Below are 18960 nucleotides of genomic sequence, written 5' to 3'. Positions count from 1 at the left end.
CTCACCTCGAATTGCGCTGAGGCGTCTTCGATCGTGGTGGGATAGGACGGGTGACGACAGAAGGGCCCCGATGATGTCCGACTCGGCCTCGCCGCCGGCATTGATGGTGGTGATGGCCCATCCGGACGATGAATCCACCAGTGCGGGAGGTGTTTTGAGTTTGTACGCACGACGCGGGATGCGCACCGTGTTGGTGACTATTCTGAGCGCTCGATGACGAATCATCGCGCCGCGCTGCGTTTTTCGATCCTGGATACGGCGCCGATCGTGCAGGGCTCGAACGCAAAGACCGCACTGCTCGAATGTATCGAGCTGGCACGGTTCGTCGACAGGCTCGGCTACCACCGGTTTTGGGTACCCGAGCATCACGGTATGCGCGGAGTGGCCAGTGCCGCACCGGCAGTCGTCATCGACCGCGTCGCGTCGGTGACCCGTCATCTGCGAGTGGGAGCCGGCGGTGTCATGACACCGAATCACTCACCCCTCGTGATCGCAGAACAATTCGGCACGTTGGAGGTCTTTCACCCCGGCCGTATCGACCTCGGATTGGGACGGGCCCTTGGCGGGCCACGCGAAGTTGTCGACCGTATCCGCAGCCCACACGAGAGGGCGGCCGTCCCCTTCGCAGAACAGATCCGGGATCTGCTGGGCATGTTCGATCCGACGACGGAGGGCCGCGTCGTGGCAGTGCCCGCACAAGGCAGCCGACCTGAGATCTGGATGCTCGGAAGCAGCGACTACACGGCGCGCGTCGCCGGTGTGCTCGGGCTTCCTTTCGTAGCCGCTCATCACCTCGAGCCGGGAAACGCCATCGCGGCCACTCGTGTCTACCGGCAGACCTTTCAGCCCTCGCCGTTGTGTCCCGGGCCGCGGGTCATGGTCAGCGTGTCGGCAATCGCTGCCGACAGCGATGAACGCGCCCAGTGGCTGTCCGGATCGCTGAGAATGAAGACCGCGCGGCGAAAAGAGGGGCAGCCCATACGCTTACCCAGCCCGCAGACCGCGGATCACTACGGATATGCGGCCGGACGAGACATCGCGGATGAACTCGACGGGGTTTTCGTCGGGGCAGCCGCAACGGTGTTGTCGCAGTTGCACGCCTTGGCGGAGGCGACCGACGCGGAGGAACTTCTGATCAAGACCGACCTCTACGACCCGAACGACCAGCGCAAGTCGTTCGAGTTGCTGGCCGCGGAGCTCGCCGGCACAGTAGGCAGGTAAGGGGGGAGCACCCTTCCGTCACCTCGGCGGCAGCGCTATTGTCTGGCGTCCTCGATGCGGAAACCGACCTTCATGGTGACCTGGTAGTAGGCGACGGTTCCTTCCTCGAGGTAGCCGCGGACCGACTGGACTTCGAACCAGTCGAGGTTGTGTGTTGTCTGCGCGGCGCGCGACAGGCCGCTGCGAATAGCGGCGTCGACGCCATCGGGGGAGGTGCCGACGATTTCGATTACTCGATAGGTGTGATCGGTCATGTCGATGCCTTCCGGTTCAGCGGAGGTGGACGGTTCGACTATGCCACCGGGGCAACCGTTGACGGCGTAATCAAGGCCGGGACGGTGGCGCCGAGCTCGAGGATGCATGCGGCTGCGGCCGTCGGCATCACGCCGGATCCGTTTTTGTTCGCCCGGATGTGGTGTTCGACGGGGCCGGCAGGCGTACACCGGCTGGGCGACCGCCGCAAAGGAATTGTCCATCTGCAGCGCCTCGAACAGATCGAATTCGAGATCGTGGCCGAGCTGAATGCGCTGGTTTATAGGTGATGCGGCGGGTCGGGCGTGGTGAAGAGCAGTTGTGCTGCGCGGGTGATGGTGTGGCGGATGTCGGCGATGTTGTCGGGGTTGGTGGCTAGGTCGAGAAGGCAGGTGGTCAGGACATGGCCGAGGACCAGGGCTCGGTCGTGGTCGTCGGTCCAGTCGGGGTCGGCCAGCGCGGCGCGGACGAGTTCGGTGAAAAGGGGCCGCCACACCCTGATTCCGGGGCCGGTGCCGGAGTGCACGGAGTTCATTCCGGCTTGCAGCAGGTTGTGGTCTTCGGTGGCCCAGCCGATGAATTGGGAGAACGCGGAGGCGATCCGGTCGGCGGGCTCAGCGCCGGGGTCGGCCGGTAGCCGGGTGAGGCGGTCGAGGGTGTCGAGGGCCCAGTCGGCCATGAGGTGCTGGATCAGGCCGTCCTTGGAACCGAAGTAGCGGTAGACGGTGACCGGGGTGGTGCCGGCCTCGGCGGCGACCTCGCGGATTGTGACGCCCTTGTAGCCGTGCCGGGAGGCCATCGTGCGGGCGACCGCGGCGATCTCGGCGCGGCGCGCGCGTTCGGCGGGACCGAATTCGCGGACCATCCGCAACGAATCGCGGGACTCGCGCAGCAGGGCAGCAGTGTCGTCGACCACCGTTCGAGGGTACCGCAGAGCGAGAACACGTTGTATAACGTGTTATACAACGTGTGAAAGGTTGGTTGTGATGACTGTTCCCGATCTGTTCTGCGTCGAGGCATTGCAGGACCCGTATCCGCTGCTCGAGCAGTTGCGTGGTGTCGGGGACGTGCATTATCTGCCCGATCAGCAGTTATATGTGGTGCTCGGGTTCGATGCGATCCGCACTGTGCTGGCCGATCCGCAGACCTATTCGAGCAATCTGGTCGCGGTGCTGTCGGCGATGTCGGGGTCGGCGACGGTGTCGGTGGTCGAGGCCGGTGGCGGGGTGGACGTGCTGGCGACCGCGGATCCGCCCGCGCACACCGCGCAGCGGGCGCTGGTGATGTCGCGGTTCAGCCCGCGTGCGGTGGCCGAGACGACCGAGTTGATCGACGCCGCGGTCGCCCCGGCGGTAGCCGGACTGGTCGCCTCCGGCGGCGGTGACTGGATGACCACGGTCGCCCATCCGGTCCCGGTGCAGGTGATCGGCGAGCTGATCGGGCTTCCGCGCGCCGACCATCAGCGCCTCGCCGCCTGGTCGGACGCGGCGATCGATCTGGTCTCCGGCGTCGCAAGTACCGAACGCGCCGGCCAGGCCGCACTCGCGGTGCTCGAATTCGCACAGTATCTGGGCGAACGCCTCGACCAGGCCCGCCCCGGCGCGGACGCGGGGGTATTGGGCAGCGTCGCCGCGGCGGTCGCGTCGGGAACCGTGACCCGTGAGCAGGGTGCGACGTTGCTGGTGCAGTTGGTCACCGCGGGCGCGGAATCGACCGCGAGCCTGCTCGGCACCGCGGTACGGCTGCTGGCCGACGATCAGCGACTGCAAGCCGCGGTGCGCGCCGAACCCGCTCGGATCGGTGCGCTGGTGGAGGAAGCGGTGCGCATCGAGAGCCCGTTCCGCGGCCATTTCCGCGTTACCACCGCCCCCACCCGGCTGGCCGGTGTACGCCTCGAACCGGGCGCACGACTGATGCTGATGTGGGGCGCCTCCAACCGCGATCCCCGCATCTTCGACCACCCCGACCGCGTCGACCTCGACCGCGGCCAGCCGAAACTGCACCACAGCTTCGGGCGCGGCATCCACTTCTGCCTCGGCGCCCACCTCGCCCGCAAAGAAACCACCCAGGCCGTGCGCGCACTGCTCGCCGCCACCGCCACCGTCTCGCTGAGCGGCCCCGAACCCGCCTATGTTCCGAGCCTGATCGTGCGCCGCCTGGCGCACCTGAACCTGTCGCTCACCCCCGCATGATCAGCGCAGCGACCCCACCGGCGCCCCGCACGAACCCGGTCGACCGGTTCCGCCATGCCGGCGCTACCACCGCGACCTTCGCCCGTACGCGCTGGCACTACCCCCGCGAAACCGTCAGCCCACGCACGTTGCCGCTGATGCGCCGCCTCGCCGCACGCACCCGCCCGCATCGCGCCGCCGTGGTCACCGATCTCGGTGGCGGTGCGCGGGTCCGTGTGTTCGGCGACACCGGTTCCCGGGCGCCGGGCCCGGCACTGCTCTGGATCCTCAGCCGTGCATGACAACCTCGAGACGGGAAGCGTCGGGGAAGTGGGCACTGAGCGTGGTCAGCTCGATCGCGATCCGTCCCGGGCCGGGGGCGAAGGAAATCGAGTTGGTCTCGTTGTGGAACATGTGCCGGGAGACGCTACCCACCCCGCCGCTGTCCAGATTGCGCCAATTGACGACCGCGACCAGCGACGACCCGCATCCCGCGCTGCCGGTGCCGGCGATGTCGTCGGTCTGGTAGCCGATGGAGACCTGGTTGCTGTCATCGAAGATGTTGGCCTTGGCGTTGATGGTCGTCGCGCACGGGCCGCCATCGAACTGTGCAGTCAGCGTCGGCATACCGGTGTGCGATTCGGCTGAGGCCGGCGCGGCCTGAAACAGAAACGCGCTACCGACGGCAGCGAGGATGGAAACAAAGGCAGGAGCGTGCATGGTGTCCTCTCGCAGTTCAGGCCTTACACGCTATCGACACACGGGTTCAGGTTCCATCGACCGCACCGCCCCCGAGTCCACTCCGACCCGGCACGGGTCGATGATCAGCGCGGCGGCGTGAGGCGCTTCGGAACGTGGCTCAACCCAACCGCTTTCACGCTGAAATCGCGGCCAGCCGCGGTTCGATCAGGTGAGGTCGTGACGCAAGAGTTCGGTGCGAAGTGGACTGATCAATTCGGGCCGCAGTCTGCCCCGCTGACCTGTTTCCGGCGCCCCGGAACGGGAATTCGTCGCTACGTCGCCAGGTCGCCGCGGATTTCTCGTCGCGCCGACGACTTCGAAGTGTCTTCGGCGCGGCGGCCCGGCAGGGGCCGGAAGGAGTCTCGGACGGATGCAGACGGCGACGTACCTGTCGATCGGCGGGCTCCTGGTGGCGGGCGGAGCGATCCTGGCATTCATCGCGGCGATCCGCGTAGCCCTGGAGCCTCGTCGGCTCTCGACGGGATTCGTTCTGCTGGCGGCGGTCACCCTGCTGGGCGTCGGCGGTGCGAGCGCGGTCGTCGGACTCGGCCCCGACGCGCCGTCGTCGTTCGGGGTGGTCGTGGTATTCACGGCTCCGTTCGCCGTGGCCGGTATCGCGTTGCTGGTCAACGGAATCGAGCTGATGTCGCGGGAGGGGTTCGCGGCGACCACCGCGTTGCCGGTCGTGCTCGGGGCGGGCCTGATCGGCGCGGTGGCCGCGGTCGTCACGGTCGCGTCCGGTCCGAGGATGCCGAGCTGGGCCATCGGGTCCACCGTTCTGGTCGCCGCGGTCGCGGTCTATTTCGTGGCGCATCTGATCGCGTTCGGCGGCTACGCACTGATCTACGGCAGCTTGGCAGCTCGTCCCGAAGCCGATGCCGTCGTGATTCTCGGCTGCGGCCTGAACCGCAGATCCGTCACACCCCTGCTGGCCGCGCGACTGGACCGCGGTATCGACGCCTACCGCACAGCGCTGCGGTCCGGACGCCGGCCGGTCCTGGTCACCTGTGGTGGACAGGGTCCCGACGAAGCGACGACCGAAGCCGACGCGATGGCGCGTTACCTCACCGCGCGCGGCGTCTCCGGACACGCCATCGTCCGAGAACGGCACTCGCGCAACACCGCCGAGAATCTGCGCAACTGCCTGCGCGAGCTGAACCGGCGCGGCATCGATCCGGAGCAGCTCCGAATCACGGTGGTGACCAGTAACTTTCACGTTCTCCGGACGGCCGGGCTGACCCGCCGCCTCGGTATCGATGCCCAGGTCCTGGGATCTCGGACCGCCGCCTATTTCCTGCCCGCCGCCTTCCTGCGCGAATTCGTCGCGGTATTGGCGACCCATTACCGGCGCAGCCACATCACGGTCGCGGTCTCGCTTCTGGTCGTCCTGCTGGCCGTGATGGCCCTGCCCTGAACATCGGTCGTGCCTCACCCTGGACGGGCGATCCGATCACGGCCGGGGCGGCAGGATCTCGCACGGTGGGGGCTGTTGCCTACGCCGCGTCATCGCTGCCCGGCTGCGTTTCGACGATCGGCAGTGGTCGCCGGCATATCTCGCGGGCCTCGTCGGCGGAGAGACCGAACATCCGCAGCAAGTCTTCGGTGACCTGATCGGCGGCTTCGGCGTCATCGCGTTCGGGATGCTCGTGTAGTAGTTGACCCAGGCATAACGCGGCCCCGGTGACGACGGTCATGGCCAGTTCGACATCGTGGGTGTGAAATCGGCCGGCTCGGGTGGCGGCCTCGATGTCACGGCGAGCACGTGGCGCCAAGCCCTTCTCCGACACTGCCAGACTCATCCCGCTGTTGAGCAGGACTTTGCTCAGGGTGGGATTGCTGCGGTGCAGGCGGCCGGTCAGCCGGAAGCTTTGGGCAAATACCTGGGCCGGGTCCTCGATGTCTTCGGTGAGCGTGTCGAGGGTCGCGCCGAGGATGTCGAGCACCTCTTCGACGGCGGTGGCGAACAGCTCGTCGCGGGTCTGGAAGTGGTTGTAGAACGACCCCATCCCGACATCGGCCGCCTGAGTGATATCCGAAATCGGGACGTTCATCTTGCCTCGAGCGATGAACATCTGCGCCGCGCCGACGAGTGCGGCGCGGGTGCGTGCCTTGCGTCTCTGCAGGCGGTTCGGTCCCTGGACTGCCTCCTCGGCCATCCTGTTCGCCTCCTCTGATTTCCGCCTGATCCTACCTCGCGTTGTCAGTTATGAGGAAATGTTCAGATAGGTCTTGACTGAGAACTTCTTCGTAAGTGAGGATATGTTCAGATACACCGAAGGGAGCGGTCGATGAACGACCTGCACGACCCCCATGCGGATCTGCACAGCGAGCACGGCGCCTTCACCGGCGAACATCCGGGGCGAGCGCTGAATCCGATCGTCAAGGTGCACGACCTCGCATGGCTGGAATTCGAAAAGCGCGATCTTGTCGGTGCCGAAAAGTTCGCCACCGCTTTCGGTTTCACGACCATCGTGCGAACCCCGGCCGAGCTGCACCTGCGCGGCGTGGACGCCGGTTCACCGTGTGTGATCATTCGCCGCGGCGCGCTCTCCCGATTCGTCGGTCCGGCCTTTTCGGTGGCCGACCGGAAAGATCTGGCACGGTTTTCGGCTGCGACCGGCGCGGCGGCGGCCCCGCTGCCGGAAAGCCTCGGCGGCGTGGGTGTCGATGTCGCGGATCCCAGCGGACTGCGGGTCCGACTCGTCTCCGACACCCATGTTCACGCGGAGTTGCCGGCACAACCACCGCACACCCTCAACGTCGGCCGTGCACTCGCCCGCGCCAATCGCACACAGCGACCACCGCGAGAACCATCCCGGGTGCAGCGCCTGGGCCACGTCGTAGTTCAGACGACCAAGTACCGCCGGACCCTGGACTGGTATCTGCAATACCTGGGCATGATCGTCAGTGATTTCCAGTACTACCGCGGTCAGCGTGACCGCGGGCCGGTCATGAGCTTCATCCGTTGCGACCGCGGCCGCACTCCCGCCGACCACCACACGCTGGCTCTGGTACTGGGGCCGCGGAATCGGTATGTCCACTCGGCCTATCAGGTCGCCGATCTCGATGCCCTCGCCGCGGGCGGGGAATACCTCCGTGACAGCGGTTACCGCAGATCCTGGGGGATCGGACGTCATGTTCAGGGCAGCCAGTTGTTCGACTACTGGCGCGATCCGGACGGATTCCTTGTCGAACACTTCACCGACGGGGACATGTTCGACTGCACGGTCGAACCGGGCTGGGCACCCATGACTGCCTCGGGCCTTGCCCAGTGGGGCCCGCCCGTCAGCAGAGACTTCCTCGGGATCAGTCCCAGCCGAGAAGTGCTGCGGGAGGCGCGGGCCGCGCTCGGCGCCTTGCGCGATGACAACGAATTCGATCTCCGCCGCCTGCGCGGCCTGTTGAAAGTGGCCTCGTCATGAGTATTTCCGTTCTTCGCACCACCGATGGCTGGTGGGTGTCGACACCTGCCGGCGCAGCCCGGGTGGACACGACCGCGACATCCACCGGGGAGTTGTTGGCCGATCGGGCGGCGTTGGCGGCAGCATCGGCGAGCACTCGACTCGTACCTGCCGGCAGTCTGTCGTTGGTATCGCCGGTGACCACACCGTGCCGGGTGGTGGCTCAGATGACCAATTTCGCTTCTCACGTCACCGACGCGGGCGGAGACCCGGACACCGTGCCCCTGACGTTCTTCCGGAAGTCCTCCGGTTCGATCAGCGGTCCGTTCGACGAGGTCATCCGGCCCGCTCATGTCCGGCTGCTGGACTACGAGGTCGAAATCGGTCTCGTATTCGGCAGGGACATGCCGGTGGGCACCACCATCACCGCTGAGAATCTCGCCGACTACGTCGCAGGTCTGGTGGTCACCAACGACATTTCGGCTCGCGATGTGCAGCTACCGAAAACCCAGTTCTACGAGGGCAAGTCTTATCCCACCTTCACCCCGGTCGGCCCGGCGGTGGTGCTACTGGATGCCGATGAGCTGCAACGGTTTACCGAACTGCGGCTGCGGCTGTCGGTCAACGGTGAAATCCGCCAGGACATGACCGTGGCGGACATGATCTACCACCCGGTGCGGACTTTGCAGGCGCTGACCGGATTCCAGCACATCGCCCCCGGTGACCTGCTGCTCACCGGAACGCCGGTCGGCACCGCGCTCAGTGCCCCGCCCAAACCGGTCGAGATCATCGGCTCGCTGCTTCCCGCCGCGACGAAATGGCGATTGTTCTTCAAAGCCCAAGCCAAGAACCGGAAGTATCTACAGGACGGTGACGTGATCGAAGCGAGCGTGGCTACCGACGACGGCAAGATCGACCTCGGGCGTCAGCGCACCGTTGTGAGGTGCGCGCGATGACCGAGCAACTGATCGATCATGAACTGCTGTGGCCGCGGTACGCCGAACCCGCCGACCTGTCCGCTGTCGAGGCCATACCCCTGGAAGAGCGGGGGTTGCCCGAATCGACCTACGCGCTGCTGGTGCGAGCGGCTGAGCTGTGGCCGAATCGGACAGCGCTGACCGTCCTTCCGGAAGCTGCCCGGTGGCGGCAACCGTGGCAGTGCACCTACTCCGATCTGCTGGCACAGGTGCACCGGTACGCGAACCTTCTTCACCGCCTGGGCATCCGGCGTGGGGACGCGGTCGCGTTGATGGCCCCCAACTGCGCCGAGCTGATCCCGGCGACTCTCGCCGCGCAACTGGCCGGAATCGCCGCCCCGATCAATTCCGCACTCTCGCAGCATCATGTCGCAGAACTGTTGAAGCGTTCGGGTGCGCGGGTACTGATCGCCGCCGGCCCCGAACTCGACGCCACCACGTGGGCTTGCGCGCGTGAGCTGGCCGCCCAGGGACTGCTCGACTCGATCCTGCTGCTGCGACCCACCGCCGCGGCGTCGACCCCGGAGCCCGTCTCGCTGGCCGACGGTGTTCACCTCGGCTACCTCGACGAGGCGGCCGGTGACGAAGACGCCCGCGGCTTCGCCGGACAGCTGCCACAATCGCACGATTCGGCAGGGCTCTTTCATACCGGCGGTACCACCGGGGTTCCGAAGCTGGCCGCACATACCCATCGCGGTGAGGTGGCCAACGCCTGGATGATCGCGGCCAATTCGTTGCTCGACGAGCAAGCGGTGGTATTCGCCGCCCTGCCGCTGTTCCACGTCAACGCACTTGTCGTCACCTTGCTCGCGCCGCTGTTCAAGGGGCAAGCGGTGGTGTGGGCCGGCCCGCTGGGCTATCGCGATTTCGCCCTCTACGCGGAATTCTGGAAAATCGTGGCCCACTATCGGATCGCCGCGATGAGCGCGGTCCCGACGGTGTATGCGGTACTGGCGCAATGCCCCGTCGACGCCGACATCAGCACGCTGCGCTACGCCATGGTCGGTGCCTCTCCGCTGCCGGCGGCCGTGCGGGACAACTTCCAAACCCACACCGGCGTCACCCTTGTCGAAGGATATGGCCTCACCGAGGCCACCTGCGCGAGCGCGCGCAGCTTCCCGAACCAGCCGCGCCCGGGCGCGGTCGGGCAACGCATGCCATACCAGCGGATCAAGGTCGTCCGCGTCGGGGACGACGGAACGTGGCACGACCTTCCCGCCGGTGAGACAGGGGTGCTGGCAATCAGCGGGCCGACCGTTTTCGCGGGATATGTCAGCGGTCACGACGAGCACGGACATGTCCTCGACGGTCGCGGCAAACTCGTCGACGGCTGGCTCGACACCGGCGACCTCGCGCATATCGACGAGGACGGCTTCATCCATCTGCACGGGCGCGCAAAGGATCTCATCATCCGCGGCGGACACAACATCGACCCCGCGCTCATCGAAGACGCCCTGCTGTCGCATCCCTCGGTGACCGCCGCCGGTGCGGTCGGGCGACCCGATGCGCACTCGGGCGAGGTGCCGGTGGTCTACGTCACTCTGACCGCCGGTGACCAGACCACCGAATCCGAACTGCTTGCCTGGGCGGGGGAGCACGTCCCTGAACGGGCCGCCGCGCCGAAAGCGGTTGTCGTGCTGGACGCTCTGCCCGTCACCGATGTCGGAAAGCCCTACAAGCTCGGGTTACGCGCCGATGCCACGCGACGAGAAGTCCGCGACGCTCTCTCCGAAGTCGCCGGGGTAACCAGCGTCGCCGCCGTCATCGAGGACGGTTCGATCATCACGACGGTCGAACTCGAATCGGACGCTCATCGCGCCCGTGCCGAAGCCGTTTTGAGCGCATACGCGATCGAATGGAAAGTTGTGGTTCGATGACGACTGCCCTGGCCACGATCCTGGCTGTCGTGCTCGCGGTGCTGTTCGCGCCACTGGGTGCCGCGAAAATCGCGGCTCTGCCACACATTCGGCGACGAGCCGACCACGCCGGCTTCTCCGTCGACGCATTTCGAGTCATCGGATGCCTCGAGATCGCCGGAGCCCTCGGGCTGCTGATAGGCATCGCGTCGTGGCCGATCGGCGCCACCGCCGGTCTCGGTCTGACACTGCTGATGATCGGCGCTCTCGTGTCCCACCTGCGCGTGCGTGACCGCGTACAACAGTTCGCGCCCGCGGTCGTCGTCGGAGTTCTGTGCGTCTGCTACCTGGTGACGCTGCCAGGGGCGAGCCGATGAACACCCTCGACACCGAGGTGGTCATCGTCGGTGCCGGCCCGACCGGGCTCACCGCGGCGAGTCTGCTTGCCCGGTACGGCGTGGAATCGGTGGTGCTGGACCGCTGGCACGACGTCTACCCGCAGCCGCGGGCGGTGCACCTCGACGGCGAGATCCGGCGAATCCTGGCCCGCCTCGGTATCGACGAGGAGTTCGCCGCCCTCTCCCGGCCCGCGCTCGGGCTACGGCTGGTCGATCCCGCACTGCGGGTTCTTGCCCAATTCGATCGCGACCCGGTCGGCGGGCGTAGCGGTTTTCCCGAAGCGAATCTGTTCGACCAGCCAGACCTCGAGGCCGTACTACGTCGCAACGCACGGCGACACGCCGAGATCACGATCCGCGGCGGCGTGGAGGTGACCGCAGTGGTGCAGGAAAGCGACTGGGCGCGTGCCGATTACACCGACCGCACCAGCGGCGCCGCCGCATCGATCCGGGGCCGGTACGTCCTGGGCTGTGACGGCGCCAACAGTGTCGTTCGCGCCGCGATCGGGTCGGCCATGCGCGACCTCGGGTTCGAACAGCGCTGGCTCGTCGTCGATATCGCCACCACCGCCGAACTCGGCGAATGGGAAGGGGTGCACCAGGTCTGCGATCCGGCCCGCGCGGCCACCTATATGCGCATCGGAGCAACCCGATACCGGTGGGAATTTCGCCTGCTGCCAGGGGAATCGGACGCCGACTTCCAAGATATCGCCGATCTGTATCCGCTGATCCGGCCCTGGACCAAGACCATCGGGATCGACGAACTCCAGCTGGTCCGCGTCGCCGAGTACATCTCACGAGCCCAGATCGCGGATCGATGGCATTCCGGGAGCATCTTTTTGCTCGGCGACGCCGCGCACCTCACTCCACCGTTTATCGGTCAGGGTTTGGGCGCCGGTGTGCGCGATGCGGCCAATCTCGCCTGGAAGCTGGCTGCTGTGCTGAGCGGCTCTCTGCCGCCGCAGGTGCTCTCCAGTTACGAGATCGAACGCAAACCTCACGCGCGCAGCCTGATCCGGCTGGCCACACTGACCGGAAGGGCGATGACCGAAGGCGGCGAATTCGGCAATGTACTGCGCCGCCTGATCGTGCCGTGGCTGATACGCATACCTGGCTTCACCGGAGTCGTCACCGGCGACGAGACGCCACCGCTGCGGCGATCGGCGCTGAACACCCGCCGCCGCTTCGGCCGGGGCCTGGCGGGCACGCTGATACCGAACGTGATGGTTGACGCCGACCGCCGATTCGACACCGTCGCCGGCGGACGCTACGCCCTTGTCACCGTCGCCGAACCAACCCTGGTGCAGCGCATCGAGATCGCGCGGCGCGGGGCTGTTCTCGTTCCGGTCGAGCCGGGCAGCGAATTGGGTGCGTGGCTGCGGCGGAAGTGGGCTCGCGCCGCATTCGTCCGCCCCGATGGCACGGTCCAGACCGCAGCCCGGACAGTCGGTTCGGTGCTCGGCGCGCTCCCGGGCAGCGGCTCCGGGCCCGCCGGCCTGCACCGATCCCAGTGCGGGGATCACCCCGATCTGTACAGGAGTTCCGATGCGTAAACACGCCCGAATCCCCACCTACGAACCGAATCTGTACTCCCCCCGGGCAGTTCGAGACACCTATCCGCACTATGCGCGGTTGCGGGAACTCGGCCCGGTGGTGTGGCTGGCGCGCCAGAAAGCGTATGCGCTGCCGCGATACGCCGAATGCAAGCAGGCGCTGCTCGACGACACGACCTTCATCTCCGGCGCCGGCGTCGCCCTGAACCCGCTCACCAACCGGCTCTCGCGCGGCACCACCTTGAACAGCGACGGTGACGACCACGCACGCCGTCGAGCGCTACTGTCGCCCCATCTGACGCCACGAGCATTGCGCGCGATGCGGGAATCTGTCGACAAGCAGGCGGACGCGGTCGTCGCGGCCGCGGCCGACCAGGGCCACGTCGACGGCGTCGAATTGGCGACCGCCCTTCCCATGTCGGTCGTGCCCGACCTCATCGGATGGCCGCACGAAGGCCGCGAACACCTCCTGCGCTGGGCAGGAGCGACTTTCGACGCACTCGGACCCTGCAACTGGCAAACCGCGCGGTCCACACCATCGGGCGTCGAGATGATGCGCTTCGCCCGCCGGGTCGCCCGCGAGCGCTCCATCCTGCCCGGCGGCGCCGGCCGAGACATACTGAGAGCCGCCGACGAAGGCACGCTGCCGCGTGCGCAATGCCCAGCCCTGCTGATCGACTACCTGGCACCGTCACTGGACACCACGATCAGCGCGATTTCCAGCGCCCTGTACCTGCTGGCCACACATCCCGAGCAGTGGCGGCTGCTGAAAACGGACCCTTCGCTGATCCCGAACACGGTGAACGAGGTTGTCCGCTACCACTCTCCGATCAGGGCGTTCTCCCGCAAGGTCGTTCGCGACGTCGAGATCGCCGGAGCCTCGATCGAAAAGGGAGCGCGCGTCGTGGTGATCTACGGCTCGGCCAACCGCGACCCGCTCGAATGGGAAACCCCCGACACCTTCGATATTCGCCGCGACGCGGCCCGCCAACTCGGATTCGGACACGGCACCCACGGCTGCGCCGGACAAGGCCTTGCCCGCTTGGAGACTCAAGCCATCCTGCGTGCGCTCACCGAATGTATCGACCACATCGAGGTGGCCGGACAGCCCGAATGGGCGATGAACAACATCATTCACCGCTACGCGCGTTTGCCCCTGCGACTCATCCCCGCCTGAAAGAGAGGACACCGATGAAAATCACCGTCGACTACGCCCGCTGCGAAGGACACGGACTGTGCACCGAACAAGCACCTGAGGTGTTCGGCCTCGACGACGACGCCGAACTGATCTACCACTTCGAGGGCGAGAACGTTCCCGATGACAAGGTCACCGCGGCGCGCGCCGCCATAGTTTCCTGCCCGGTCGCCGCCCTGCGGGAAGCGTTGTGAGCGAGCGTTGCGCCGTCATCGTCGGCGAATCCGTCGCCGGTGTCACCGCCGCACGCGAACTGCGGGCTCTCGGGCACCGAGGCACGATCACCCTCGTCGGCGCCGACCCATACGGCTCCTACTACCGGCCCCCACTGTCGAAGGCGGTGCTCGAGGATTCCGCAGCCGACGACACCCTGGGCTACCGACTCGACGACCTCGACCTCACCAGTGTGCGCTCGCGCGCGGTCAGCGCCGACGTCGACCGGCGCACCATCGTCACCGGTGACGGCCACACACTGTCCTACGACGCGTTGATCATCGCGACCGGCGCCGAAGCCCGCCGCATCGCGAAACCCGGGCAACACGGCGAACTCGTGCTGCGGACATTCGATGATGCACGCACGCTGCGATCACGCCTCGACACCGCCACGTCCGTGATCGTGGTCGGCGCGGGGTTTCTCGGAATGGAAGTCGTCAGCGCCTGTGTCGCCCGTGCGATCCCGGTCACCGTGATCGACGTCGAGCCGCCCCTGCACACCATCCTCGGCCCCTACCTGAGCAGCGTGATCAGCGCCCGCGCCGAACAACACAACGTCCGAGTAGTGCACACGACGGATTTCGTCACTCTGTCCGGCGACCCGGTCAGCGGGGTGACCCTTGCCGATGGTGCGGTACTGACCGCGGATCTGGTGGTGACATGCGCCGGCGAAGTCCCGAACACCTCCTGGCTGGCAGGCAACGGTCTGGCCGATCGCAACGGCGTCGGCATCGACAACGCATGCAGGACCACAGTCCCCGATGTTTACGCCGCCGGTGATGTCACCTACCGGCGCGCCGACAACAGGCGTGCCCCGTTCTGGTCCAACGCCGTCGCCCAAGGCAAGGTCGCCGCCGCTTCCGCCCTGGGACTGGAGCCGACCGGAGCACCCGACGACAACTACTTCTGGACCGAAATCCTCGGAACAGCAATCAAAGTCGTCGGGCCCTTGCCCCTCAGCGGCGCACCCACCCGTGTAGACGGCGATGTCGCCGCCGGATCGGCGCTACTCACCTGGCACCATGACACAGGGCAGGCAACCGTCGTCGCCTACGGAGTACGCAAACCCATCGCACGGCTGCGCGCACTGGCTGCTTCACCGAGCTAGCTTCCGCCTCGGTCAGCAGTTGTCCGTTGCCAGTTGGGGACGCAGGTCGTGCGTGTCGAGCCGGACTGCGTCTACTGCATCGCAGAGCGTCAGGTCGATCTTCCGCTGGTCTATCGGCGCAGGTCGGAGTCTCCAACCCTACGGTGGGTCTCTTCGCTCGAGCTTGGTCCAGCCGTTCCAGCCGCGCTTCGTCAACAGTTCGGTCAGTCGACGGGCCGGCGGCCAGGTGTCGAACGCCAGCGTGTCCAGCACCTCGACCAACGGTGGTTCGACGTCGGGATCATCGAGATAGTCCTCGCCCTGCTCGTCGGCTATCCGCGTCATATATGAGGCCATCTTGTCGGCCAACTCGGCAAGGTTTCGGTCGTCGGAGGTGTCCAGAGCCTGGCTCAGCGTGAGATAGAAGTCGATGAGCTGCGGGTCTGCGATCTGTTTCCGCTTGCGTGTGATCCACTCCGAAACGCGTTCCGGCGAATGCGCGACCAGCGGGATCCAGCCGTCGCGTTCGACCTGGACGATCCGCTCGTCGACTCCGAGTGCCCGCAGGTGGTCGAGAAACTCGATCAGTTCCGGAGGCAGCGCCAGATTGTCCCCGGTAGTGAGGCGGGCGACCCGCTTGCGCAGCTGTTGCCGCTGCCGAATCTCTGCCCGCAGCTGCTTGTCGATGTCTGCGACCGCCGCCGCGAAGTCCTCGGTATCTGCCTCCAGGAGCTTCCGCACGCGCGCCAACGGAACCCCGGCCTCGGCGAGCGTCCGGATCCTGATCAGCTCGACCACCGCAGCTCCGTCGTACCTGCGATAACCGGAGTGGTCGCGCTCGGGCTCCGGCAGCAGTCCGATGGCGTGGTAGTGCCGCACCGCTCGTACCGTCACTCCGGCGTACGAGGCGACCTCGCTGATGGTCAGCATCGGACCAGTCTGCTCGACCTGGAAACTGTTACGACGTTGCCCGGCAGGCTGGGCCGGGGGTGTCCCGAATGATCCGTGCGATCTCCCGGGCGTGGGTCCCGAGCAGCCCGTGACCGGCGTCGAGCCACGTCGCGGAGATGTGCGGCTGGTCGCGGACCAGTCGCTCGATACCGGCCCGCCAGTTTCGATTGCGCCATGGTGCGCGCCCTTCGCCGCTGTCGCCGGCCATCGAAGTCGACATGACCATGCTGATCGGACAGTCGATCTTGCGATACCGGTCGAGAATTGCGGAGCGCACCGCATCCACCTCGAGATTCAGGTCGAGTATTTCCTGTGGGGTGAGCATCACCCGGTGCGGGAACCCTTCGGCACCCTCGGTCCCTGTCGCGAGGCCGTCGAACATCGCACGGAACTCCGGCAGGTCGGCCTCGGTGATGAATGGTTCGGGCACCGGGTTCGCCCCGTCGATGAGAACCATCCGCGCGGCGGTGCCGGGATACGCGCAGGCGTAGTGCACCACCAAATCCGCGCCCAGCGAGTGGCCCACGAGCACGGGCGCCGAGGACAGGCCGAGGTGCCCCACTTCCGCCATCACAGCGACGAAATCGCCCAGGAAAGCCTGGAAGGAGTACCGATCGGCGGCAGAGGACAGGCCATGCCCCCGCAGATCGAAGGTCACCACGTCATGATCGCGCCGCAGCAGCTCGGTCAGCTCGTGCAGGTCAGCCTGAGTCGTGAGCAGCCCGGGGCACAGGACCAGCGGTTGTCCCCGACCGCCGCGGGACGCCGCGATCGTGACGCCGTCGCGGTGGACCATGAAGTGATCGGTTTTCGCAGTCATGCCGATCATGTTGCGGGGTTGCCCGTGCGTCAGGGTCAACTGCCGCAGCGTGATGTCGTCCGCGCATCCCTGACGAGGGCCCCGAGCAACCGACACAGTCCGCGCCCTGGCGGGCCTCCGTCTCCGACGAGCGCTGTAGTTACTACCTGGTTAAATGGTGCTCACGCGCCGCTTCTCTCACCTGTGAGATCGGTAATCTCGGATTCGGATGCCATCCGACCCAGGTCACCCCAGCCGCTCGATCGGCGACTCGTAAGCACGCGCGCCCTGAAGGGCGGTCCAACTTCGGTTGTTCGGCGGGAGGGCATCGACACGATTCGGCCCTGCCCGCAAGGAAAGACCCGCACGATGACCGGTTATGCCCCCGCCGACCGTCGAATCCCGTCGCGCGACCAGCTACCCGACGAGTTCTTCGCGCAGTTCCTCGACCGGACTCGCACCTACAGTTGCGCGTACTGGACTCGCCCGGACGACACCCTGGAACAGGCCCAGTCCGCCAAGATCGACCTTGCACTGGCCAAATGTGATCTGCGATCGGGGATGACCTTGCTCGACGTCGGCTGCGGCTGGGGTTCGACGATGCTGCGTGCCATGGACACCTACGGTGTCAACGCGATCGGGCTGACGCCGCACCGCAACCAGCACCGGTACGTACGAGACCGCCTCGTCGACCGGCTCGTCCGCGGCTGCCCCTACGGCGGTGTGCGACGGCAAGGCTGGCACCAATTCGACCGTCCGGTAGATCGCATCGTCTGTATCGGCGTGCTCGAACACATGCCCGCACAGCGATACCCGGACTTCTTCGACTTCGCCTACCGGATAATGCCCGACGACGGAGTGCTGCTGGTGCAAACCGTCGTCGCCCATGATCCGCACGCGGTCCAGGCGCACCGGGGACCCGGCCTGGCGACCGAAGCCGAATTCGCGTTCCTCCGCGGAACCGTATTCCCGGCCAGTCAGCTCCCGCGATCGACAGGCCACCACCCCAGGGGAATCACCGAGTACGCGCAGGACGCCGGATTCACTCTCACCCGCATTCAGGAACTGGGGTCTCACTACACCACCACCCTGGACAGCTGGGCGACCTCTCTGCACGAGCACCGTGACCGGGCGATCGAACTCGCTGGGCAACGCACCTACGACGCCTACAGCAGCTATCTGACCGAGTCCGCCGACAACTTCCGCCGCGGACACCTCGACGTCATGCAGTTCACTTGCACCAAATCCGGCGCGAGACAACCTTCACCCCGGTGAGCAGGCCGGCAACTCTCACAAGGTGGTGATGAAGCCACCGTCGATCGTCATGTCGGTGCCGGTGATGTTGGCTGCCCGGTCCGAGGCCAGGAACAGTGCGAGGTCTGCGACCTCGTCGGGGGTGGTGAATCGTCCGGTCGGTGTGCCGGCTACTGCTCGGTCGGCGACTTCCCGGGCGCTGCTGCCGCTGGCCTGCGCGACCGTCTCGGCGACTCCTCCGTTGCCGAGCCACAGGTCGGTGAGTACCGGGCCGGGACTGATCGAATTCGCCCGGATGCCTTGCGGGCCGAACTCTTTCGACAGCGCCTTGGTGAGGTTGGTCAGAGCTGCCTTGACCGCGCAGTAGTCGACCACGCCGGGGTCGGGGTAGAACGCGTTGACGGACCCGATCGTGACGATCGCGCCGCCACCCCGGCGGAGCATTTCGGGGATCGCCGCGCGGGTGGTGCGGACGGCCGCCATCATGCCCAGGGTCCAGGAGGATTGCCAGTCTTCGTCTGTGACGGTGGTGAATCCACCGGGTCTCGCGGTGACGGCGCCGGCGTTGTTGATCAGGATGTCGGTTCCTCCCAGCCGGGAGGCGGCCGCGACCAGCTGTGCGGAGGCCTCGGTGCCTGCGAGGTTTCCGGGCACGAACGTCACGCTTCCCTCGGACCGGAGCTCGGCGATGCGATCGCTGATGGTGCGTGCTCCCGCGACCACGTGCGCACCGGCGTCGGTGAGGTGTTCGGTGATCGCGAGCCCGATGCCTCGGCTCGCGCCGGTGACAACCGCGATCTTTCCGTCGAGATGCAGATCCATGATCACTCTCCCTCGGTGGAGTGAGAACCGAATCCGGTACGGCCGCCGACCACGGGTCGGCGCGGTCAG

20 protein-coding genes are annotated in these 18960 nt (G+C 66.6%); 13 read left to right on the top strand and 7 right to left on the bottom strand.

All coding sequences use genetic code 11. The features are described from left to right. Positions 1–213: 213 nt before the first annotated feature. A complete protein-coding gene (locus tag RJ03_RS33860) occupies positions 214–1221 on the top strand; it encodes an LLM class flavin-dependent oxidoreductase (protein WP_036511080.1) in 1008 nt (335 codons plus the stop codon). Between the two features lie 35 nt (positions 1222–1256). Here the strand turns inward: RJ03_RS33860 and RJ03_RS33855 are convergent, their stop codons facing one another. Together RJ03_RS33855 and RJ03_RS35500 are read right to left on the bottom strand one after the other, a co-directional pair. Next, complete coding sequence (locus RJ03_RS33855) at positions 1257–1475, bottom strand: dodecin (protein ID WP_036511077.1); 219 nt, start codon at positions 1473–1475, stop codon at positions 1257–1259. A gap of 278 nt (positions 1476–1753) precedes the next feature. After that, positions 1754–2389: a TetR/AcrR family transcriptional regulator gene (locus RJ03_RS35500; protein ID WP_051025637.1), complete on the bottom strand. Its 636-nt coding sequence runs from the start codon at positions 2387–2389 to the stop codon at positions 1754–1756. 70 nt (positions 2390–2459) lie between these two features. On the opposite strand from RJ03_RS35500, the gene RJ03_RS33840 reads away from it, so the two are divergent. Together RJ03_RS33840 and RJ03_RS33835 are read left to right on the top strand one after the other, a co-directional pair. After that, positions 2460–3665, top strand: a complete 1206-nt coding sequence (locus RJ03_RS33840; RefSeq protein WP_036511071.1) for a cytochrome P450 — start codon at positions 2460–2462, stop codon at positions 3663–3665. After that, complete coding sequence (locus tag RJ03_RS33835) at positions 3662–3946, top strand: hypothetical protein (protein ID WP_036511068.1); 285 nt, start codon at positions 3662–3664, stop codon at positions 3944–3946. Before RJ03_RS33840 ends, RJ03_RS33835 begins: the two co-directional genes overlap by 4 nt. Here the strand turns inward: RJ03_RS33835 and RJ03_RS33830 are convergent. After that, entirely contained in the window at positions 3933–4364 is a 432-nt protein-coding gene (locus RJ03_RS33830; RefSeq protein WP_036511064.1) for a hypothetical protein, read from the bottom strand. The genes RJ03_RS33835 and RJ03_RS33830 overlap by 14 nt on opposite strands. 391 nt (positions 4365–4755) lie before the next feature. Here RJ03_RS33830 and RJ03_RS33825 point away from each other — a divergent pair, with 391 nt between their 5' ends. Continuing rightward, positions 4756–5799: a YdcF family protein gene (locus RJ03_RS33825; protein WP_036511061.1), complete on the top strand. Its 1044-nt coding sequence runs from the start codon at positions 4756–4758 to the stop codon at positions 5797–5799. A gap of 79 nt (positions 5800–5878) precedes the next feature. On the opposite strand, the gene RJ03_RS33820 is transcribed toward RJ03_RS33825, so the two are convergent. Then, complete coding sequence (locus RJ03_RS33820; RefSeq protein ID WP_036511058.1) at positions 5879–6541, bottom strand: TetR/AcrR family transcriptional regulator; 663 nt, start codon at positions 6539–6541, stop codon at positions 5879–5881. A 132-nt stretch (positions 6542–6673) separates the two neighbouring features. Between RJ03_RS33820 and RJ03_RS33815 the strand changes: the two genes are divergently transcribed. Genes RJ03_RS33815 through RJ03_RS33780 form a run of 8 tightly spaced genes read left to right on the top strand, consistent with a single transcriptional unit; the run spans position 6674 to position 15086 of the window. Then, the gene (locus RJ03_RS33815) at positions 6674–7807 is read left to right on the top strand and encodes a VOC family protein (RefSeq protein WP_036511055.1); all 1134 of its coding nucleotides are present in this window, start codon (positions 6674–6676) and stop codon (positions 7805–7807) included. Then, entirely contained in the window at positions 7804–8742 is a 939-nt protein-coding gene (locus RJ03_RS33810) for a fumarylacetoacetate hydrolase family protein (protein WP_036511052.1), read from the top strand. The genes RJ03_RS33815 and RJ03_RS33810 overlap by 4 nt, the downstream gene beginning before the upstream one ends. Beyond that, positions 8739–10640, top strand: coding sequence for an acyl-CoA synthetase (locus RJ03_RS33805; protein WP_036511278.1), 1902 nt, complete (start codon positions 8739–8741; stop codon positions 10638–10640). Before RJ03_RS33810 ends, RJ03_RS33805 begins: the two co-directional genes overlap by 4 nt. After that, positions 10637–10996: a DoxX family protein gene (locus RJ03_RS33800; protein ID WP_036511046.1), complete on the top strand. Its 360-nt coding sequence runs from the start codon at positions 10637–10639 to the stop codon at positions 10994–10996. Before RJ03_RS33805 ends, RJ03_RS33800 begins: the two co-directional genes overlap by 4 nt. Next, positions 10993–12570 carry a bifunctional 3-(3-hydroxy-phenyl)propionate/3-hydroxycinnamic acid hydroxylase MhpA gene (gene mhpA, locus RJ03_RS33795; RefSeq protein ID WP_051025636.1) on the top strand — a complete coding sequence of 526 codons (1578 nt, stop codon included), beginning with the start codon at positions 10993–10995 and terminating at the stop codon, positions 12568–12570. The genes RJ03_RS33800 and mhpA overlap by 4 nt, the downstream gene beginning before the upstream one ends. Then, positions 12563–13747 carry a cytochrome P450 gene (locus tag RJ03_RS33790; protein ID WP_036511041.1) on the top strand — a complete coding sequence of 395 codons (1185 nt, stop codon included), beginning with the start codon at positions 12563–12565 and terminating at the stop codon, positions 13745–13747. The genes mhpA and RJ03_RS33790 overlap by 8 nt, the downstream gene beginning before the upstream one ends. 14 nt (positions 13748–13761) lie before the next feature. After that, positions 13762–13959, top strand: coding sequence for a ferredoxin (locus tag RJ03_RS33785; RefSeq protein ID WP_036511037.1), 198 nt, complete (start codon positions 13762–13764; stop codon positions 13957–13959). Further along, positions 13956–15086: an NAD(P)/FAD-dependent oxidoreductase gene (locus tag RJ03_RS33780; protein ID WP_036511034.1), complete on the top strand. Its 1131-nt coding sequence runs from the start codon at positions 13956–13958 to the stop codon at positions 15084–15086. The genes RJ03_RS33785 and RJ03_RS33780 overlap by 4 nt, the downstream gene beginning before the upstream one ends. 138 nt (positions 15087–15224) lie before the next feature. Here the strand turns inward: RJ03_RS33780 and RJ03_RS33775 are convergent, their stop codons facing one another. Then, the gene (locus RJ03_RS33775; RefSeq protein ID WP_036511030.1) at positions 15225–15995 is read right to left on the bottom strand and encodes a helix-turn-helix domain-containing protein; all 771 of its coding nucleotides are present in this window, start codon (positions 15993–15995) and stop codon (positions 15225–15227) included. Between the two features lie 28 nt (positions 15996–16023). Beyond that, a complete protein-coding gene (locus RJ03_RS33770) occupies positions 16024–16836 on the bottom strand; it encodes an alpha/beta fold hydrolase (protein ID WP_245552474.1) in 813 nt (270 codons plus the stop codon). 348 nt (positions 16837–17184) lie between these two features. On the opposite strand from RJ03_RS33770, the gene RJ03_RS33765 reads away from it, so the two are divergent. After that, on the top strand, positions 17185–18090 hold the full coding sequence (locus RJ03_RS33765) for a class I SAM-dependent methyltransferase (RefSeq protein WP_036511023.1): 906 nt from the start codon (positions 17185–17187) through the stop codon (positions 18088–18090). Positions 18091–18105: 15 nt separating this feature from the next. On the opposite strand, the gene RJ03_RS33760 is transcribed toward RJ03_RS33765, so the two are convergent. Continuing rightward, positions 18106–18891, bottom strand: a complete 786-nt coding sequence (locus tag RJ03_RS33760; protein ID WP_036511271.1) for an SDR family NAD(P)-dependent oxidoreductase — start codon at positions 18889–18891, stop codon at positions 18106–18108. Positions 18892–18960 lie beyond the last annotated feature (69 nt).

The organism is Nocardia aobensis NBRC 100429 (genome assembly GCF_000308375.1).
GTDB lineage: Bacteria > Actinomycetota > Actinomycetes > Mycobacteriales > Mycobacteriaceae > Nocardia > Nocardia aobensis.
Note: the sequence above shows the minus strand (reverse complement) of the source record. Positions and strands in the feature narration are given on the sequence as shown.

Bases quoted from the DNA above. Each gene is read 5' to 3' on its own strand.
- RJ03_RS33860 (WP_036511080.1), top strand. From the start codon at position 214: ATGACGAATCATCGCGCCGCGCTGCGTTTTTCGATCCTGGATACGGCG.
- RJ03_RS33855 (WP_036511077.1), bottom strand. From the start codon at position 1,475: ATGACCGATCACACCTATCGAGTAATCGAAATCGTCGGCACCTCCCCC.
- RJ03_RS33840 (WP_036511071.1), top strand. From the start codon at position 2,460: ATGACTGTTCCCGATCTGTTCTGCGTCGAGGCATTGCAGGACCCGTAT.
- RJ03_RS33835 (WP_036511068.1), top strand. From the start codon at position 3,662: ATGATCAGCGCAGCGACCCCACCGGCGCCCCGCACGAACCCGGTCGAC.
- RJ03_RS33830 (WP_036511064.1), bottom strand. From the start codon at position 4,364: ATGCACGCTCCTGCCTTTGTTTCCATCCTCGCTGCCGTCGGTAGCGCG.
- RJ03_RS33825 (WP_036511061.1), top strand. From the start codon at position 4,756: ATGCAGACGGCGACGTACCTGTCGATCGGCGGGCTCCTGGTGGCGGGC.
- RJ03_RS33820 (WP_036511058.1), bottom strand. From the start codon at position 6,541: ATGGCCGAGGAGGCAGTCCAGGGACCGAACCGCCTGCAGAGACGCAAG.
- RJ03_RS33815 (WP_036511055.1), top strand. From the start codon at position 6,674: ATGAACGACCTGCACGACCCCCATGCGGATCTGCACAGCGAGCACGGC.
- RJ03_RS33810 (WP_036511052.1), top strand. From the start codon at position 7,804: ATGAGTATTTCCGTTCTTCGCACCACCGATGGCTGGTGGGTGTCGACA.
- RJ03_RS33805 (WP_036511278.1), top strand. From the start codon at position 8,739: ATGACCGAGCAACTGATCGATCATGAACTGCTGTGGCCGCGGTACGCC.
- RJ03_RS33800 (WP_036511046.1), top strand. From the start codon at position 10,637: ATGACGACTGCCCTGGCCACGATCCTGGCTGTCGTGCTCGCGGTGCTG.
- mhpA (WP_051025636.1), top strand. From the start codon at position 10,993: ATGAACACCCTCGACACCGAGGTGGTCATCGTCGGTGCCGGCCCGACC.
- RJ03_RS33790 (WP_036511041.1), top strand. From the start codon at position 12,563: ATGCGTAAACACGCCCGAATCCCCACCTACGAACCGAATCTGTACTCC.
- RJ03_RS33785 (WP_036511037.1), top strand. From the start codon at position 13,762: ATGAAAATCACCGTCGACTACGCCCGCTGCGAAGGACACGGACTGTGC.
- RJ03_RS33775 (WP_036511030.1), bottom strand. From the start codon at position 15,995: ATGCTGACCATCAGCGAGGTCGCCTCGTACGCCGGAGTGACGGTACGA.
- RJ03_RS33770 (WP_245552474.1), bottom strand. From the start codon at position 16,836: ATGACTGCGAAAACCGATCACTTCATGGTCCACCGCGACGGCGTCACG.
- RJ03_RS33765 (WP_036511023.1), top strand. From the start codon at position 17,185: ATGACCGGTTATGCCCCCGCCGACCGTCGAATCCCGTCGCGCGACCAG.
- RJ03_RS33760 (WP_036511271.1), bottom strand. From the start codon at position 18,891: ATGGATCTGCATCTCGACGGAAAGATCGCGGTTGTCACCGGCGCGAGC.